19 protein-coding genes are annotated in these 17624 nt (G+C 39.9%); 15 read left to right on the top strand and 4 right to left on the bottom strand.

All coding sequences use genetic code 11. The features are described from left to right. Nucleotides 1-5 precede the first annotated feature (5 nt). The 3 genes from recJ to lysS all read left to right on the top strand — a co-directional run bounded on the left by recJ (nucleotide 6) and on the right by lysS (nucleotide 4532). Complete coding sequence (gene recJ, locus PMI_RS09910; protein WP_004244029.1) at nucleotides 6-1739, top strand: single-stranded-DNA-specific exonuclease RecJ; 1734 nt, start codon at nucleotides 6-8, stop codon at nucleotides 1737-1739. Between the two features lie 171 nt (nucleotides 1740-1910). Then, nucleotides 1911-3009, top strand: a protein-coding gene (prfB, locus tag PMI_RS09905; protein WP_012368216.1) for a peptide chain release factor 2 whose coding sequence is annotated in 2 segments (ribosomal slippage) — nucleotides 1911-1985 and nucleotides 1987-3009 — 1098 coding nt in all. Because the reading frame shifts where the segments join, the coding sequence is not laid out codon by codon here. 8 nt (nucleotides 3010-3017) lie between these two features. Next, entirely contained in the window at nucleotides 3018-4532 is a 1515-nt protein-coding gene (gene lysS / locus PMI_RS09900; RefSeq protein ID WP_004244024.1) for a lysine--tRNA ligase, read from the top strand. A gap of 168 nt (nucleotides 4533-4700) precedes the next feature. On the opposite strand, the gene PMI_RS09895 is transcribed toward lysS, so the two are convergent. Beyond that, entirely contained in the window at nucleotides 4701-5684 is a 984-nt protein-coding gene (locus PMI_RS09895) for a phage integrase (protein WP_012368215.1), read from the bottom strand. A 66-nt stretch (nucleotides 5685-5750) separates the two neighbouring features. After that, nucleotides 5751-6050 carry a helix-turn-helix transcriptional regulator gene (locus tag PMI_RS09890; protein ID WP_012368214.1) on the bottom strand — a complete coding sequence of 100 codons (300 nt, stop codon included), beginning with the start codon at nucleotides 6048-6050 and terminating at the stop codon, nucleotides 5751-5753. A gap of 102 nt (nucleotides 6051-6152) precedes the next feature. On the opposite strand from PMI_RS09890, the gene PMI_RS09885 reads away from it, so the two are divergent. From PMI_RS09885 to PMI_RS09835, 11 genes are all read left to right on the top strand, one after another. Further along, nucleotides 6153-6428: a Cox family DNA-binding protein gene (locus PMI_RS09885; protein ID WP_012368213.1), complete on the top strand. Its 276-nt coding sequence runs from the start codon at nucleotides 6153-6155 to the stop codon at nucleotides 6426-6428. 5 nt (nucleotides 6429-6433) lie between these two features. Then, a complete protein-coding gene (locus tag PMI_RS09880) occupies nucleotides 6434-6631 on the top strand; it encodes a hypothetical protein (RefSeq protein WP_012368212.1) in 198 nt (65 codons plus the stop codon). Further along, entirely contained in the window at nucleotides 6628-6777 is a 150-nt protein-coding gene (locus tag PMI_RS19285; RefSeq protein ID WP_012368211.1) for a hypothetical protein, read from the top strand. The genes PMI_RS09880 and PMI_RS19285 overlap by 4 nt, the downstream gene beginning before the upstream one ends. 8 nt (nucleotides 6778-6785) lie before the next feature. After that, a complete protein-coding gene (locus PMI_RS09875) occupies nucleotides 6786-7181 on the top strand; it encodes a DUF5347 family protein (RefSeq protein ID WP_012368210.1) in 396 nt (131 codons plus the stop codon). Nucleotides 7182-7249: 68 nt separating this feature from the next. Then, nucleotides 7250-7456, top strand: coding sequence for a DUF2732 family protein (locus tag PMI_RS09870; protein ID WP_163823115.1), 207 nt, complete (start codon nucleotides 7250-7252; stop codon nucleotides 7454-7456). Then, on the top strand, nucleotides 7449-7670 hold the full coding sequence (locus PMI_RS09865) for a TraR/DksA family transcriptional regulator (protein WP_012368208.1): 222 nt from the start codon (nucleotides 7449-7451) through the stop codon (nucleotides 7668-7670). The genes PMI_RS09870 and PMI_RS09865 overlap by 8 nt, the downstream gene beginning before the upstream one ends. A 1-nt stretch (nucleotide 7671) precedes the next feature. After that, nucleotides 7672-8496, top strand: coding sequence for a DNA adenine methylase (locus PMI_RS09860; protein WP_012368207.1), 825 nt, complete (start codon nucleotides 7672-7674; stop codon nucleotides 8494-8496). Beyond that, entirely contained in the window at nucleotides 8496-8819 is a 324-nt protein-coding gene (locus PMI_RS09855; RefSeq protein ID WP_012368206.1) for a DUF5405 family protein, read from the top strand. The genes PMI_RS09860 and PMI_RS09855 overlap by 1 nt, the downstream gene beginning before the upstream one ends. Beyond that, on the top strand, nucleotides 8819-11197 hold the full coding sequence (locus tag PMI_RS09850) for a replication endonuclease (RefSeq protein WP_012368205.1): 2379 nt from the start codon (nucleotides 8819-8821) through the stop codon (nucleotides 11195-11197). The genes PMI_RS09855 and PMI_RS09850 overlap by 1 nt, the downstream gene beginning before the upstream one ends. Nucleotides 11198-11512: 315 nt before the next feature. Then, the gene (locus tag PMI_RS09840) at nucleotides 11513-12106 is read left to right on the top strand and encodes a hypothetical protein (protein WP_012368203.1); all 594 of its coding nucleotides are present in this window, start codon (nucleotides 11513-11515) and stop codon (nucleotides 12104-12106) included. 10 nt (nucleotides 12107-12116) lie between these two features. Next, a complete protein-coding gene (locus PMI_RS09835; RefSeq protein WP_012368202.1) occupies nucleotides 12117-13244 on the top strand; it encodes a helix-turn-helix domain-containing protein in 1128 nt (375 codons plus the stop codon). Between the two features lie 610 nt (nucleotides 13245-13854). On the opposite strand, the gene PMI_RS09830 is transcribed toward PMI_RS09835, so the two are convergent. Together PMI_RS09830 and PMI_RS09825 are read right to left on the bottom strand one after the other, a co-directional pair. Beyond that, entirely contained in the window at nucleotides 13855-14883 is a 1029-nt protein-coding gene (locus PMI_RS09830; RefSeq protein WP_012368201.1) for a phage portal protein, read from the bottom strand. Further along, the gene (locus PMI_RS09825; RefSeq protein ID WP_012368200.1) at nucleotides 14883-16637 is read right to left on the bottom strand and encodes a terminase ATPase subunit family protein; all 1755 of its coding nucleotides are present in this window, start codon (nucleotides 16635-16637) and stop codon (nucleotides 14883-14885) included. Before PMI_RS09825 ends, PMI_RS09830 begins: the two co-directional genes overlap by 1 nt. A 172-nt stretch (nucleotides 16638-16809) precedes the next feature. Here PMI_RS09825 and PMI_RS09820 point away from each other — a divergent pair, with 172 nt between their 5' ends. Further along, complete coding sequence (locus PMI_RS09820; RefSeq protein WP_012368199.1) at nucleotides 16810-17619, top strand: GPO family capsid scaffolding protein; 810 nt, start codon at nucleotides 16810-16812, stop codon at nucleotides 17617-17619. Nucleotides 17620-17624: the final 5 nt, after the last annotated feature.

Genomic DNA, 17624 nt, shown 5'->3' with positions numbered 1-17624 from the left:
GTTTTATGGTTACTATTGAACCGACATTACGTCGGCGTGTGGCGAAAGCAACAGCATTGCCAGAAAGCCTCGATCCCTTATTACGGCAAATTTATGCCAATCGAGGTATTACCTCTGAAACTCAGCTCGAGCGCTCGTTAAAGGGCTTATTGCATTATCAAGATTTAAACGGTATTGATGTTGCTATCTCTTTATTAGTTGAGGCATTAAAGCTGCAATCGCGGATCGTTATTGTAGGGGATTTTGATGCCGACGGTGCAACCAGTACAGCTCTTGCTATTAAAGCGTTACGGCAAATGGGATTTCAGCAAGTAAGTTACCATATTCCTAATCGTTTTGATGATGGTTATGGACTTAGCCCTCAAGTGGTTCATGATGTGGCGAAGAAAGGCGTAGATCTGATTATTACGGTTGATAATGGGATCTCCTCTTTTGAAGGTGTTGATGTTGCTCATGAATATGGTATCCGTGTATTGGTTACTGATCACCATTTGCCGGGTCACTCCCTTCCTCAAGCTGATGCAATTATCAATCCTAATTTAGCGGATTGTGCCTTTTTGTCGAAATCATTAGCGGGTGTCGGTGTCACTTTCTATTTAATGACCGCATTAAGAGCTGAATTAGAAAAACAAGGTTGGTTTACAGCACAGGGATTAGCTCGCCCCAATATGGCCGATTACCTTGATTTAGTCGCATTAGGCACGGTTGCTGATGTGGTTCCTCTTGATGAAAATAATCGTATTTTTGTTTATGAGGGATTACGCCGTATTCGTGCAGGACGTTGCTGTGCAGGGATCAAAGCCTTGACGGAAGTTTCACGTAAAACGTTGTCACAATTAGTCAGCAGTGACTTAGGTTTTGCATTAGGGCCAAGACTTAATGCGGCAGGGCGTCTTGATGATATGTCTGTTGGCGTTGCTTTACTGTTAACTAATGATATTGGTGTCGCCCGTGAAATTGCCAATGAACTGGATGGATTAAATCAGACTCGTCGTGAAATAGAAGCGGGAATGCAAGAAGAAGCGTCGACAATCTTTCGCCAATTTATTACTACCCAAGATGACTTACCGAATGGATTAGCTATTTATCATCCACAGTGGCATCAAGGTGTGGTTGGCATTCTCGCCTCACGAATTAAAGAGAAACTGCATCGCCCAGTGATTGCTTTTGCCCCAAGCGGTGATGGTTTACTAAAAGGCTCAGGACGCTCTATTCATGGTGTACATTTGCGAGATGCATTAGAACGTTTGAATACGTTAAATCCGGGATTAATGGTGAAGTTTGGTGGCCATGCGATGGCGGCCGGACTATCTCTGGAAGAAGATAAATTTCCACTTTTTCAGCGTCACTTTTCGGCACTTATGGCGGAATTAGTTTCTGCTGAACAATTACAAGGCGTGATTTTAACAGACGGCGAGTTAAGCGACAGTCAGTTATCTTTACCTATTGCGGAAATGTTAAGAGAAGCAGGGCCTTGGGGACAAGCCTTTCCTGAGCCACTTTTCGATGGCAAATTCACCTTACTACAGCAACGTATTGTGGGAAGCAAACATTTAAAAATGATGCTTCAACCGATAAATAGCCATGTAATGATTGATGCTATTGCATTTAATGTTGATGTTAATATATGGCCGGATAACAGTATTAAAACGGTTGAGCTTGCTTACCGATTAGACGTCAATGAATTTAGAGGACAGCGCAATGCACAACTGCTGGTGGAGCATATTTGGCCTTGCTAATCGCGATAGATAAGTCATTTTATGGTTGTATTGGGCAGCGCGCTGTTATGAGCACAATAATCCGATAGACAATTGTATATAAATGCTATAAACCCGCGCTGAGATCCGTTACAATATGCGGTTCAAAATTTATTCCAATTGTTTTTAAAAACAACGTTAAGACGAAAAAGTATGTTTGAAATCAATCCAGTAAAACACAAAATTGAAGAAGTCGCTGAGCGGACTCAAGTCCTCAGGGGGTATCTTTGACTATGATGCCAAGAAAGAGCGTTTAGAAGAAGTCAACGCAGAATTAGAGCAACCTGACGTGTGGAATGAGCCTGAAAAGGCGCAGGCGTTAGGAAAAGAACGCTCATCTCTTGAAGCTATTGTAGAAACAATCGACCAACTCGAACAAGGACTAGAAGATGTTTCTGGTTTACTTGACCTTGCTGTTGAAGCCGATGATGAAGAAACATTTAACGAAGCAGTTGCTGAGTTAGAAGGATTAAACAAAAAGCTTGAGCAATTAGAGTTCCGTCGTATGTTCTCTGGTGAATATGACAGTGCTGATTGCTATCTTGATTTACAAGCAGGCTCTGGCGGTACAGAAGCACAAGATTGGGCAAGTATGCTAATGCGTATGTACTTACGTTGGGCTGAATCTAGAGGCTTTAAAACAGAAATTATTGAAGAGTCTGACGGTGATGTTGCAGGTTTAAAATCAGCAACAATCAAAATCATAGGAGAATATGCCTATGGTTGGCTACGTACAGAAACCGGGGTTCACCGTTTAGTGCGTAAAAGCCCATTTGACTCAGGCGGACGTCGCCATACTTCATTTAGCTCTGCTTTTGTTTACCCTGAAGTTGATGACAATATTGATATTGAAATCAACCCAGCCGATCTGCGTATCGACGTTTACCGCGCATCAGGCGCTGGTGGTCAGCACGTTAATAAAACAGAATCTGCGGTACGTATTACCCACGTTCCTACTGGGCTTGTCACACAATGCCAAAATGATCGCTCTCAGCATAAGAACAAAGATCAGGCAATGAAACAGATGAAAGCGAAGTTGTATGAACTGGAAATGCAAAAGAAAAATGCAGATAAGCAAGTGATGGAAGATAATAAGTCAGATATTGGCTGGGGTAGCCAAATCCGCTCTTATGTTCTAGATGATTCACGAATTAAAGATTTACGCACTGGTGTGGAAACGCGTAATACACAAGCAGTGTTAGATGGTGATCTCGATAAATTTATTGAAGCTAGCTTAAAAGCGGGCCTGTGAGGAAAAACATGTCGCAACAGCAACAAGGTGCGGAGCAGGCACCTGATTTAAATAACGAACTGCAAACTCGCCGCGAAAAATTATCAGCTTTACGTGATAATGGTAACGCATTCCCAAATGATTTCCGCAGAGATGCCATGTCTGACGAATTACATCAAAAATATGATGCAATGAGTGCAGAAGAGTTAGACGCTGCTAATGTGGAAGTTGCTATTGCAGGTCGTATGATGACTCGCCGTATTATGGGGAAAGCATCTTTCGCTACATTGCAAGACATGGGCGGCCGTATCCAGCTTTATGTCTCTCGTGATGATCTGCCTGAAGGCGTTTATAACGAGCAGTTTAAAAAATGGGATCTCGGTGATATTTTAGGTGGCCGTGGCCGTGTATTTAAAACCAAAACAGGCGAACTGAGTATTCATTGTACTGAGTTACGTTTACTGACTAAAGCACTACGTCCGTTACCTGATAAATTCCACGGTCTAGCTGACCAAGAGACACGTTATCGTCAGCGTTATTTAGACCTGATCTCTAATGAAAATTCACGTAATACTTTTAAGATCCGCTCGAAAATCATGTCTGCTATTCGCCAATTTATGGTGAATAAAGGCTTTATGGAAGTAGAAACACCGATGATGCAAACTATCCCAGGTGGAGCAAGTGCACGTCCGTTTATCACTCACCATAACGCGCTAGATATTGATATGTATCTACGTATTGCACCTGAATTATATTTAAAACGTTTAGTTGTTGGTGGGTTTGATCGCGTTTTTGAAATCAACCGTAACTTCCGTAATGAAGGTGTATCACCACGTCATAACCCTGAGTTCACAATGATGGAACTCTATATGGCTTATGCTGATTATCGTGATCTTATCGAATTGACTGAAGAGTTATTCCGTACATTAACTCAAGATGTATTAGGTTCGACTATCGTCAAATATGGTGATGAAGAGTTTGATTTCGGTAAACCGTTTGAAAAACTGACCATGAAAGAAGCTATTTGCAAATATCGTCCAGAAACCAATATGGCTGATCTAGATGATATGGATAAAGCCGTTGCTATTGCTCAATCTATTGGTATTAAGATTGAAAAGAGTTGGGGGTTAGGCCGTGTTCAATGTGAAATTTTTGAAGAAGTAGCTGAAAGTCATTTGATCCAGCCAACTTTTATCATTGAATATCCAGCAGAAGTTTCACCACTGGCTCGCCGTAATGATGATAATCCATTTATTACCGATCGCTTTGAGTTCTTTATTGGTGGTCGTGAAATCGGTAATGGTTTCTCTGAGCTTAATGATGCGCAAGATCAAGCGGAGCGTTTTGAAGAGCAAGTTCGTCAAAAAGAAGCGGGTGACGATGAAGCCATGTTCTTTGATCATGACTATATCACTGCATTAGAGCATGGGTTACCACCTACAGCAGGTTTAGGTATTGGTATTGACCGTATGGTAATGCTATTTACCAATAGTCATACTATTCGTGATGTTATTTTATTCCCAGCGATGCGTCCGGGAAAATAATTATCGAATCACGATAAATACGCTATATGAAAAAAGCCATCGCAAGATGGCTTTTTTATTGCTTAATTTTCAGTAAGTAACTTAAAAATAATAAGTTAATTATGAGCTTAAAAGCGCTAAAAAATGATGAAAAGCGACCAAGTGTGGTCGCTCTGTGGACAATTTTATCTATAAACTGAGACCTCCTTTTAATGGATTGTTTACAATCGCATCTTGTAAGAAATCGGGTGCAAAATGAGCATAGGTCATCGTTTGTTTTAAACTGGCATGCCCTAGAATTCTTTGTAATGTGATGATGCTACCGCCGTTGATCATGAAATGCGTAGCGAAAGTATGACGCAACACATGTGTAGCTTGTCCGTCGGGCAAAGAAGGTTTTACACTTTTTAGTATTTTTCTAAATACTTGATATGAAACGGAGGAAAATAGGAGGTCTTTTTTTCCTTTGCATATTTGATCGCAGAGTTCTTTCGATATAGGGACAATGCGCGCTTTTCTTGTTTTAGTGTAAGTAAAACGCACTTTGTTTTCAATGATATGCTCTCGTTTCAGTTTCATTGCTTCGCCCCATCTAGCCCCCGTACTTAAACAAAATACGGCAATGTTATAATAATCACCTTCCAGATTAGCGAGTAGTTTTCGGGTTTCATCAAGGGTTAAGTAAGACATCTCACTCGCATTTATTTTTAATTTCTTGGCCTCAATAAAGGGATTTTCAGCCTCATATAATCCCATTTTAATTAATTGAGAAAATATACCTCGTATAGCATACAGTTCTCGATTAATAGTGGAGGGTTTTATCCCCTTAGCAAAACGCTCATTTTGATAAAATGAGATACTTTTTGATGTAACTTGAGATACATTGCTACTATGCATACCCTTACAGACACGCATTGCATTGTTGTAGTTAGATTTTCCGTTCTCGCTATGTTTACCGAACATGTTCCACCATAGCTCAACGAGTTCATCTAATGGGCGAATGTCTTTTAATTTTGTCCCCCATTCTTTTTTGCTGTGATTGGCCATTACATAACGTTCAAAGGCAATGGCTTCATGTTTTTTATTAAATTTCCGTCTGATCCGTTTTCCATTACGTCCAGTCGGTCTAATGTCCACTTCATATCGACCATCTTCAAGTTTCTTAATTGTCATAAGAAAGCTCTCCAATGGTAGAAAGGCTTTGTGAATCAATAAATTCACAAAATGCTTGATGTATTGTTATCCAATTTTCTTGTCTGAGTGGGATGATTGCGTGTTGTCTTGCCCACTGTGTGCGAGTGCCGGTGCGATTTGCCCAGCATCAGGATTGATTTCATCAAACATAAACCAAGTCATATATTTTCTAAATCTTGGAATTGAAAATAGTTTTGTTGCTGCTTCTAAAGACATATTCATTTTCCCTGATTCATATCCATGATATGTATGGTAATTAATCCCTGTTAAATCAGACATTTCCTTTAGTTTTAATCTTTCTGATTCTCTTATTAGTTTTAGCTTTTCATTTTTCGAACTTGACATAATTTTGCGGATCCTCTAAATTTTATTTAATACGAAACACCCACGTATAGCTACAAGGCGTAAAAGAGCGCCAAAGGGCGCTCATTAATAAGAGGTTACCAGATGTCGAAAGAAATCGAAATTCATAATATTGGTTCAGAATTTGTCACTGAGACAAAATTTGCCGGCTATATCGGTAAAACACCCAAAGCTGTGTCTGATATGCGTAAGGATGGGAAATTGCCTTATGTAGAAGTTAAGCACCCAGATAATTCCCGCGGTGAGTATTACATCGATGTAACCGATTGGAATAAAGGCTTGCGTATGGCACGTAAAAGAATGCCTAAAGAATTACGTGACGGCTGGCTGATATGGTTAGGAATGGGTGAACCACAATAACAAGGATGATGAAGGTGATAGTAAAGCAAATTACAGAGCATAGTTTTATGTATCGCGGTTTCACCATTATTAAACTGCCAAGAAAAGCAGTAACACCGATAACTCGTTATCACGTTTGGTTAGATGATCAGTCATTCGGTAAGTTTGATGCAATGGCGGAAGCAACTAAATATATCGACTTATTAAAAGGTGACATTCAATGAACCAATTAATTAAGCAAAGAAACAAATATAAATTAAGCAGTGAATCTTTTACTAATAAAAGTAAAAAGTATTCAAAAGCGGATAAAGCAACACTGGCTTTATGTGCCATTGTTATCGTTTCGTTTTTTGTGAAAGTTTCTATCTAGGTGTTGTTATGAATACCGCGGAGCTTATTCAAGCAAGAGAGCAACTACAAGGCAATGATGATTTTTATCAGTCTAAAGTGGTAAAGCATTATCGCAATGATGGTCTTTCATTTGATGAGCGCGTCAGTGGTATGAATAAAACAGCCGAAGTTAGGGCTGATTTATTAAGTAAGTTAAATAAAAATAGTGATGATATTTTGATTGGTGAGTTTCTTGATTATTTAAGAAATGAAAATAATCGTATATATCAGATGATTTATTACCTTGCTGAGATAGAAAAAGAAAAGAACGGAATAGATTATTTATTATTAAAGAGGAAAGATAAAATAAAAATCATTAATGCACTTCATCAAATAAAAGTATTGAGCGCATTAATCCCGAATAAATTAGCAATGCCTATTTAATTACACCTAAAAAATAAATGACATTTATTTGTCAGGACTTTTTATATTTGATTATCAGAGGTCTGATTATGTCTAAAGAAAGTGATGTAACCGATTTAATTAAAGCCGTTCGAGAAGATGAAAGAAAATCTCGGGCGGTTCTTTTTTCTGCCCGTTTACGCAAATTAGCATCAAAAGCACTAAGTGAACGAATGGAGCCTTCACAAGTATTTCAATTATTAGAAGGTGAAGCCGAGTCTATCGAACATCAAGCGCAGGAATGGAATTATGTCTAAAGAAATGGATTTAGCCTGCGAACAATCACAGTTATTGCTTGATAAACAAATAAAAGCAGTAACAGGGCGTTACATAGGTGTATCAGCGTTTGAATGTGAAGATTGCGGTCGTGAAATACCCGAAAAGCGCCGTATTGCGGTAATGGGATGCACTCGCTGTGCAGATTGCCAAACGGTGTATGAGCTGAAATCTAAGCATTATCGGAGTGTGTGAAATGGCGAATAAAACCATTCTGAAATGGGCTGGCTCAAAAGCCCGCATCATGGATAAATTAATTCCACATTTGCCAAAAGCAAGGCGCTTAGTTGAGCCGTTTGCGGGTTCTTGTGCTGTTATGATGAATACGGAATATGAAGAATATTTAATTGCTGATGCCAATCAGGATTTAATTAATTTATATCGTTCCGTTTCTAAAAATCCTGATGTTATGGCTTGTAGTGATCTTTATGATTGGAAACAACAAAACAATGAAGAAAGTTATTACCAAGCTAGAAAGTTATTTAATTTAGGTAAGCAGGAGCTTGATGCAGTATTAACTAATAAACAATCAGCTAGATTTTTATATTTAAATCGCCATTGCTTTAATGGGTTATGCCGATATAACGCAAAAGATGAATTTAACGTACCATTTGGAAAATATAAAAATGTTTATTTTCCAGAAAAAGAAATTTATCAATTCGCTGAGAAAGCCGTTAATGCCATTATCGCCTGTTTAGAATGGCAAGATACTTTGTCACTCGTTGATTTCGGTGATGGTGTTTATTGTGATCCTCCATATATGGGAGATGAAGGTAGTTTTACTAAATATCATCACACGGATTTTACTCACGCTCAGCAAATTGAGTTAGCTCAAGCATTAAAGGCATTAAATCAATCACAAGGTAACCCGATTACTGCCTCTAATTCCATTCACGCCAAAGAGCTGTATGCCGATCTCGGTTTTATTATTCACGAGATTGATGCACCTCGTTCTATTTCTGCAAATGGAAATCGCCAATCAGCAAAAGAAATTATCGCCGTTTTGCCGGAGGTGTGCTGATGGAACAGGGCTATGTCGATATTCAAGATCCAAAAAATGGGGTGCATATTACTGGCACTCGTTTTGCTATCGTTTATTGGAAAAAACAATTTGGATTAATCGAAGTCACTGTTATTGATGGTCGTGTGCGCCGTGAAGTGATTGCGTGGTATGACTCTGCAGTAAATGTGACGGCTGGCGTTGTTGGTGCGCATGTGAGTCGTGTTATTTGCGCAGAAATTAAGTCTATCTCTGAATTGATAGAGGTAATGACTCACGTTGCTAAACTGTGCGAAACAGCCATTGAAATTATTGATCCGAAGCATTTAGGCGGTGTGCGGTAATGGCTAGCCGTCTGATTGATTTTTCTCAGCCTCCTGTTTCCTATCCTGCTGATATGCAATGGACATATTGGTGGAATGGGAAACAGCATGAGCCAGTTGTTTATGAAAGACCGCTTACCCGTGAGCAATTGGCTCAGGGGCAAGCGATTTTATTCGATATTGAAAAACTGCCTCGCTTTCTTAAATCTCGCTTATTTAAGTACATCGAACATCTTAAAAAAGAGAAAACGCCGAAAGAAGTTCATAACTGGCTGGTCTTTAAGTTCCATAAAAGCGTCTATCAGCGTTTGCAAGCCGTTAATGCGCGCTATGGTTTAGCGAAAGATAAACGTCAATTTTTGTTAGATAGAGATTTTGATCAAGCCATGTTCTTTAATCGCTTGCCCGATGCGCATGACAAAATATTGCGTCATATGGCGAAGTCATTTGCGAACGCGTGTGACAACTTATTCGATGAATTGGCTGATCAGGCAATTGCTGAAAATAACGGTGATCGTGAGGTGTTACTTAACCTAAAAGTGATTAACCCTATTTATCATCAATTAGGAGAGTTAATTACCTATTTACATGTAACACCGTTGTTTTGGGGAAAAGCTCAAAAAGGAAAATTAACACCAGAAAATGCGTTGTCCGGATTAAACCGGTTAACAGATGAAAATTGGTGGCTGAAAAAGTTAAAAGCTCATCGTCAACGTTGGCGTGAGTCTTTGCATATTGCCTTTGGTGATGTGAATTCAGATAAGACACCTTACGCCAGTAAAAATGCGGTTCGTGAAGTCAGATCGCAACGTTTAGCGAATATGAATTATCTTGAAATGATGGATATTCAAGACGTTGAATCGGGTGATCGCTTCGATTTAATGGAAAAAGTATTAGCGAGTATCGCTAACCCTAAAATTCGCCGTATGGAATTGATGGCGCAAGCCGCAGGTATTCAAAAAGTTGCCGAAGAAAGAGGTGATATTGGTTTATTTATTACGTTAACCACGCCTTCAAAATACCATCCCACCAAGCAAATTAATGTTTCTAAAGATGAGAAAAAGAAAAAAGTTCTCATTAACGAGAAATGGAATAACAGCGCATACACTCCGAAAGATGGTCAACGTTATTTAGTGAAAATTTGGGCGAAAATTCGCACTGCTTTTAAAGATAAAGGCATTAACTATTACGGGATCAGAGTTGTTGAGCCACATCATGACGCTACACCACATTGGCATATGATGATGTTTCTGGATAAATCTCAACGTGCATCAGCGATTGAGATCATGCGTAAGTATGCCCTTGAAGAAGACGGCGAAGAACGGGGCGCAAAGAAACACCGTTTTGAAGCAAAGCATTTAAATAAAGGCGGTGCTACGGGTTATCTCGCTAAATATATTTCAAAAAATATCGACGGTTATGCGTTAGAGGGTGAAGTTGATGACGAATCGGGAGAGTTATTAACCGAGGTTGCATCAGCCGTTACTGCGTGGGCGTCTACTTGGCGTATTCCTCAATTTCACATGTTTGGCTTACCGTCTAAAGGCGTATGGCGTGAGTGTCGTCGTATTCGTGGTGTGAGTATCGCTGATAAGTTGGGTGATATAGCGGAAAAAGTAAGAGCGTCTGCCGATGCGGGAGATTTCGCCGCTTATATTGAGCATCAAGGAGGGCCTAACGTTAAGCGTAACCTACAAACGTTATTAGTTGCTCGTACTGTTGCCGATGAGCCGAATTCTTATGATGAAGAAGTGATGCGAATAATCGGATTATATTCACCGATAAAAAGTAGCGATTTAGTAAAAACGCGTGAGCGTCAGTATCGTTTAGTTCGTAAATCTAAGCAGGATATTGAGGCAATTGAGCATAAGCGTAAGTCAGAAACGGGGAGGGTTTTGACTTTAAAAAGCGCGATCAGCGCGCCTCGGAGTCCTGTCAATAACTGTGGATCGGGCAGTTCACCCGATATTAAAAATTCACACGAAAGGAGCTTAAAATCGCCCGTATGGGGGATTTCTGAGCCTGATGTTTTTGACCTACGTTCACAATATAGCGATTGGGAGAAATCATTTGGCGAGGTTTTAGAGCATAAAAAGAGTCAGCGAATAATTTCAACGGTGTCATTAAGTGAAAATCAGGAACGCTTGATACCTGAATTTAAAGCCTTTGCCGAAAAAATGGGATTGGATTTACCACCAGACTCAATGTGGTCAATGGTGATGAATGGTCTGCGCCTGAGTTATGGCGATGAAGTGATTTGGTTTGAGAGCGGGAAGATTCAAATTTCATCAACGAAAAGTGAAAAAGTTAATTTTGAAGAAGTGAAGCAGAAAAATATTTCAAATACACGAGATAGGGTAATGGCTAAGGTTAATAAATTGAGAGGGATAAATGATTAACTATTTAATTTTGTTCTATTTATTGGTATCAGTAACTCTTTTTATATACAGGACTATTAAATCTAAAAAGAGTTATCACGATAAATATAGTTTGGGTGAAGCGATAGATTATTCAACGTTATGGCCTCTTTATATTTTTATTGGGCTATATTTTTTTATTTCAGAGAAATACCGCAAATTTATTGGTATGAGTGAAGAAAGATAGAATAAAATTACAACTAAAAAAGTGTAGCTATTATAAAGTTGACAAAATGACAATTTTGCACCAATATCAAAGTTGACAAATTTCAAATTATGCACTTACGAGAGACGATAATGGCGGATTACAAAGCACCGTGGGAATGTTTTCCCCAATTAACAGAAGAACGTTTAACTATTATTGCTGAAGAGCTGTTGCGTGTTCTAGATCAAACATACGAACAATTGTCAACGCCTTTAGATGATAATTATACAAAAGGAACTTGTACCTTTGGTCGTCAGCGTCAGCTTTTGATTAAATTATGTATGAGTGGCCAATATGAGTGGTTATCCCTAACAAACCCAGGCATGGACGTTACTTTCAATATTGATGGTATTCCTGTTCGGTTTTTTGCTGATGATCCAGAAAATCCAAAAAAACCAGGTTATTTTCGTAGAAATCAAGTTGACCAGTTATGGAAAACAGAGCTATCTGATCCAACAATACACAGATTTGTTATAGAAAAACCAGAATTTGAAGGAGAAGATGCAAGAGTTCATTTTCTTGGATGCAATGCATTAGAAGAGATTGTATCTAAATGGACTTATGGTGAAAATAGGATCTCAGTACTTCATTCAACTGATGATGAAAAACCAACTTCAGTAGCTATCAATTTAGATCCAATCAGACCAATAGTGGCTGATGAAGATGTAAAACGTAATAATAAATAGTAGGTGAATCGTGTTTAATGGCTCTAATTTGCGACTGGCTCGTCTGTATCACGAGCTATCTCTTGAACAAGTAGCTGAGCGAGTTGGCAAAACTCGGCAGTATATACAGCGCTTGGAATCAGGATATGCATTACCAACAAAAGAGCTTACTGATGAATTAGCCTTTGTTCTGCAAGTATTGCCTGAATTTTTTAATAATGAAGAGCAGTCTCCTATAAATGAGGAGATTGTTCATTTTCGTAAAAGAAGCGCAACTAGAGTATCAACGAAGCTATCCACATTAGCGAAAGCTGAATTGTATAGGCGTTTGATTAGTGTTTTTGAAAAATATTTAAATTTGCCACCTGTAAAGTTTCCTGAAATAAAGGTTCATACTCAAGATGATATAGAGAAAGCCGCTGAATGGTGTCGTATAGAATGGGGATTAGGTTTTGGCCCCATAGATAATATGACACGATTGGCTGAAAAATTAGGTGCCTTTGTTACTGCTTTTGATTCTGTATCTGATGATGTTGATGCATTATCAATTCCGCTTGATAGACCTTTTATTGTGAGGAATACGGCGAAAAAGTCACCATGTAGGCAACGATTTGATATAGCACATGAAGTTGCTCATTTAATCATTCATGGCGGAGTTTCAACAGGAGATAGGATAACGGAATCTCAAGCTAATAGATTTGCTTCTGCGTTATTATTGCCTAGATCCTCAATGGCTAAATATTTTCCTAAGCCAATAGGTGGCAGAATTGACTGGAAAGGATTAAGTCAATTTAAGCTTGAATGGAAGGTTAGTAAAGCAGCTATAATTTATCGGGCTCATCAATTATCTTTACTTACGGATGCGCAGTATAAAACAGCATTTTTTGGGCTAAAACGTAAAGGCGAAGCTATTGATGAGAAAGAGGACTGTTTAATACCTCATGAAAAACCTGAGTTTTTTTATAATGCATTACAGGTTTTGCTCAATGAAGTTGATTTTGATGCAGAGTTATTAGCTAGTAAGTTACAAGTAAGAATAGAAATGTTACAAGAGCTAGTTGATGATGTTTCTTTCAAGATATCACCAACTATGACTAACAATGTTGAACCTAATGTGGTTTCATTATCTGCATACAGGTATAAATTGGCTTGTAACTAACTTTAGCGTTAATAAAAATCTCCGCTAGTTGAATAAACTGCGGAGATTTTTTTAAGTGCCTTATATTGAGTGTCATTTATATTGTTAATTAAATAAATAATGTGAATTTTTAGTGATTAATTACCAGCAATAGATACTAAATCTACGATTAGCTTGATCAAAAGAGAGTTACTGAAAAAATCATGCAGCAAAGTGTAAAAAGTGCAAGATCAAAAAAGGATCAAAGTTATTCGAAGGCGCCAGATATCACGGGCTTTCGTGACACTCATGCAGGTGCATAAAAAGCGGTCTATTTAGTGCGCGGGCGTGGCGGGGTCACGATTGCGTTTTGAGGGGGTTAAAAACATTATTCCTCGCAAATTTCCGGCGCGTAGAGCGATTAAAACAAGAAAAAGTTACCTAGATATCAAATAAATTACGTGCGCTTAAAATGGATTGTAGGCGCATTTAATACAGGTTTGAGAGGGTAAAAATTAGGCGGATTCGCCTTATCAGGGTGTAAACGGTATAATAAAATTGGGTCACTATTATTATTAGTCAGACCGATACTTATACCTTACAGGTAAAAAATACCGCCAGTGTCGGCGGTATTGTTCTTTGTGTGGTGAAGTTATTCATCATCTAATGTGTACTTATCAAACTTAATCACTTCTTCACCTAGCCAATCATTAATCTGTAATATCTTGCTTTGCAGTGGTGCCAACTCATTACGAAAGAAAACCTTTGCCGCTTTTTCTACGTCACCAAAGCCACCGGTATTCTGTGGAATGATCCCCATCATTTGAGGCGGTACGCGGTGTGCCGCTAACATATCGTCACGGCTGACATTCTTGATATTGAGAAATTCATCTTTTGCCGCAATCTCACTTAATGGAATAACTTGCACTCCGTCTTTTTTGCCGTTCGGCGCGTGGATAAACAGGTTGCGGAAATTACCGGGGCCTTTTGAGTTTTGCATTGCGTTACGGATTTTATCAATATCACTTTGGTTTTGTGAGGCGTCACTGACGTATAAAATAAATCCGGCATGACTTCCGTTGCGATAATACTTAAGGCGAAAGAGGGTAGATGCTTCATTCAGTAGCACTGACATGGTGGAGGCCAGATATTCTGGTAACCCGTATAGCTCTTGATTTAAATCGGGTTCGTATAACTGAAATACACTACCGGGCTTAAATTCATACGGCTTTGAGTCATAGCCATAGCGCACAAACCAATAGCTATCATCAGCAACACCACGGCGGGTATATTTGGCGAGAACGGGGGTGAGTTTTAATAAGTTACCCACCATATTATTACGACGTTCAAGGTAGGCATTGCCAAAGGTTAAGAAGTCGAGAGCAAATCGGCTAAAGTCTAACTTAGAGAGAAAACGGTTAGGCTGAAATGTGCTGACTAAAATATTACGTTTGACATAAATTGCACTGCTATGATGCGTCGCCGCACGAAACAGTTTTGATAACCCATCAAAGCTAACCGGTGGCTCATACCAATTATCAATTTGCGCACACTCCAGATAATCAAAGATTTCTCGTTTATCTAACACCGGAACGGGCTCACCAAAAGTAAAGGCTTCCATGCTGTTATTGGCGGTTGCCGTTTGTTGTGTTTTAAAACGTTTTTTATTTTTACGGCTCATCAATAAATCTCCACAATGTTATTACTGTTCTCGGTGGTGCCGGTTAATGGTTCGTTGAAAAGGGCATGCATCGTTGCCCATGCAAGGTCAGCGTGTCCGCTTTCTTCACTGCGCGAGGCCTCATAGGTTGGGCGGTTACCGCTTCCGGTGGTGGTACGACGAATGGATGTAAAGGATTGAATGATATCAACGCACTGCGCATCGAACTCTAAGCGCCCGTGACTAATCACGTCATAGGCTTTAATGACTAAGGCATTTTTGACATTCGGGTTATAAATAAACTCACGCGCAGCAGGGAAAAACTGGATAACATTCTGATAAACCCCATGTCCTAAGCCGGTGGTATCAATACCCATATATTCCACATAGAAACGTTCGGTGATTTTTTTAATGGCGTCAGCTTGTGCGCGAAAATCCATACCACGCCATTGATGGCGTTCTAATATGCGGAATTTTCCTCCGGGTACTTTCGGCGGCGCGATAACCACACAACCGGCACTATCACCATTTTCACCGCCTTTGCTGGGGTCGTAACCTACCCAAACCGGATCATAACCATAAGGGCGCAGCGCTAACGGTTGAATGTCGTCCCACACTTCCCAACTGTCCACCATGCAGTTTTGCATCATGTTAAAGTTGAATAGGGATTCGATATCATCCATAAAGTGACACATTAACAGGTTGTTATATTCGTCCGGGCTATACTCTTTTTTGAGTTGCTCTAAATCGAATAAATCACAACCGCCTCGTAGTGCATCTTCAATATTGACGATTTGTCGCCATTGCCCATCTTCACATAAACGTCCATTGACTAAGGCTTCATGTGAGATATCAATATCAACGCGATCTTCTTTTTTGCGTCCGCGGTTATACAACTTACCCGACCAAAACGGATAGGCTTCATGGCTCATGGTTGATGGTGTTGAAAAGTAGGTTTGTCGCCAATGTTTTTGTATCGCCATACCCGAAGTCACTTTGCGTAACTCCTGAAATTTCGGGATCCAAAAGGTTTCATCCAGATATAAATTACCGTGATAACTTTGTGCTGTGCGTGCATTAGTGCCAAGGAAATAGAGCGTTGCACCGTTGCTTAACATCAATGGGTCGCCTTTTAATTCAACATCAACCTCCAATGCCATTTTGATAATGTATTCACGGAACATATAGGCTTGCGCTTTACTGGCGGAGAGGAAAACCTGATTACGTCCGGTGGTCAGGGCATCAATAAAGGCTTCTCGAGCAAAGTAGAATGTTGCGCCGATTTGACGGGATTTTAAAATATTGCGGATACGGTGATGACCGGCGCGATACCACACCTTTTGATATTCAAACAACGTATTGCGAAAGATATCTTCCAGTTTTTCAATTTGTTCTTCTGAAAAGAAGTTTTTCTCTGGCTGACGGCGTTCGCCTTTGTTGCGGTTGGCAATCTTAGGATTAAGGTCCGTTTCATTACCGCCGTTTTGATATTTTCTGATCCGCGCCATGCGTTCGAGTTGACGTCCTAACAAGTCGATTTCTTTAAAATCTTTGCCTTCTTTGCTCTCTTTTAAAATTAGATTGCAATAACGTGCCTCAACGGTTAGCTCTGCGCGTTCGGTAGGGCTGATTTCATCCCAATTATCGCGGCGTTTCCAACTGTGAATCGTGGACGCCTTTTCGCCTAGCGATTCCGCTATGCGAGCAATGCGGTAACCGGCAAAATACAGGTGCATTGCTTTTTTTCGGTTATCAAATGTTTCTGTAATAGTCATTGCACAATCACGATTTCTTGCTTAAGTTACGGCTAGTCTATTGACCGCTGATCACCTATTCGCTTTATTCCCGTTGTGCCATATCTCAGACAAACCTTATCCATTGTTTAACGCCCCTTTTAACCGACAACATACAGACCAACGAATAAACGGATGCAGTCTGGAGTAGTGCATGTCGAAGAAATCAAAACCGGTTCGTCTTTGTGTTGAAGGGGCGACAACGGACGGGCGTCGAGTTGATCGGGAATGGTTAACCCAAATCGCGAAAAACTTTGATCCCACGGTTTATGGTGCGCGAGTCAATATCGATCACTATAACTATTCATGGGCACCACGCTTTGGTGATGTGGAGTCGGTGTATACCGAGGAAATTAAAGAAGGGGCGCTGGCGGGTAAGTTGGCACTGTATGGTGTGATCAATCCGACGCCTGATTTAATTGAACTCAATAAAAAACGTCAAAAAGTCTATACCTCTGTTGAAATTGACCCGAGTTTTTCAGATACCGGCGAAGCGTATTTAGTCGGGCTGGCGGTTACCGATAACCCCGCGAGTTTAGGCACTGAAATGCTGCAATTTAGTGCTAATGCACAAAGTAGCCCGCTTTCAGAGCGCAAACAAAGCAAAGATAACGTTTTTACTGCTGCAGAAGAAAATCACTTTGAATTTATTGATGAAAACCCGCAGAGCGAGAAGCCAGGGCTTTTTAGCATTATTAAAGAGATGTTTTCTAAAAAACAACACAGTGATGATGCGCGATTTACCGATGTGCATCAGGCGGTGGAGCTGTGCGCCCAAGAAGTACAAACCCTTTCTGCAGAAATTACCGCATTAAAAAACGCCGACCAAAGCGAAGCGGTAAAAGCACTTACGCAACAACTCACGGAATTAAAAACCCAATTTGAAAATACAGACGCCTCGTTCTCACATCGTCCGCCGGCCACGGGTGGCGAAAATAATAGCGAAGTGCTGACGGATTGCTAAGGTAG

Source organism: Proteus mirabilis HI4320 (genome assembly GCF_000069965.1).
In the GTDB taxonomy this organism is placed as follows: Bacteria; Pseudomonadota; Gammaproteobacteria; order Enterobacterales; family Enterobacteriaceae; genus Proteus; species Proteus mirabilis.
The sequence above is the reverse complement of the archived record's forward strand: the minus strand, read 5'-3'. Positions and strand labels throughout refer to the sequence as shown.

Coding starts and splice junctions, on each gene's coding strand:
- recJ (WP_004244029.1), top strand. CDS start 6: ATGGTTACTATTGAACCGACATTACGTCGGCGTGTGGCGAAAGCAACA.
- lysS (WP_004244024.1), top strand. CDS start 3,018: ATGTCGCAACAGCAACAAGGTGCGGAGCAGGCACCTGATTTAAATAAC.
- PMI_RS09895 (WP_012368215.1), bottom strand. CDS start 5,684: ATGACAATTAAGAAACTTGAAGATGGTCGATATGAAGTGGACATTAGA.
- PMI_RS09890 (WP_012368214.1), bottom strand. CDS start 6,050: ATGTCAAGTTCGAAAAATGAAAAGCTAAAACTAATAAGAGAATCAGAA.
- PMI_RS09885 (WP_012368213.1), top strand. CDS start 6,153: ATGTCGAAAGAAATCGAAATTCATAATATTGGTTCAGAATTTGTCACT.
- PMI_RS09880 (WP_012368212.1), top strand. CDS start 6,434: ATGATGAAGGTGATAGTAAAGCAAATTACAGAGCATAGTTTTATGTAT.
- PMI_RS19285 (WP_012368211.1), top strand. CDS start 6,628: ATGAACCAATTAATTAAGCAAAGAAACAAATATAAATTAAGCAGTGAA.
- PMI_RS09875 (WP_012368210.1), top strand. CDS start 6,786: ATGAATACCGCGGAGCTTATTCAAGCAAGAGAGCAACTACAAGGCAAT.
- PMI_RS09870 (WP_163823115.1), top strand. CDS start 7,250: ATGTCTAAAGAAAGTGATGTAACCGATTTAATTAAAGCCGTTCGAGAA.
- PMI_RS09865 (WP_012368208.1), top strand. CDS start 7,449: ATGTCTAAAGAAATGGATTTAGCCTGCGAACAATCACAGTTATTGCTT.
- PMI_RS09860 (WP_012368207.1), top strand. CDS start 7,672: ATGGCGAATAAAACCATTCTGAAATGGGCTGGCTCAAAAGCCCGCATC.
- PMI_RS09855 (WP_012368206.1), top strand. CDS start 8,496: ATGGAACAGGGCTATGTCGATATTCAAGATCCAAAAAATGGGGTGCAT.
- PMI_RS09850 (WP_012368205.1), top strand. CDS start 8,819: ATGGCTAGCCGTCTGATTGATTTTTCTCAGCCTCCTGTTTCCTATCCT.
- PMI_RS09840 (WP_012368203.1), top strand. CDS start 11,513: ATGGCGGATTACAAAGCACCGTGGGAATGTTTTCCCCAATTAACAGAA.
- PMI_RS09830 (WP_012368201.1), bottom strand. CDS start 14,883: ATGAGCCGTAAAAATAAAAAACGTTTTAAAACACAACAAACGGCAACC.
- PMI_RS09825 (WP_012368200.1), bottom strand. CDS start 16,637: ATGACTATTACAGAAACATTTGATAACCGAAAAAAAGCAATGCACCTG.
- PMI_RS09820 (WP_012368199.1), top strand. CDS start 16,810: ATGTCGAAGAAATCAAAACCGGTTCGTCTTTGTGTTGAAGGGGCGACA.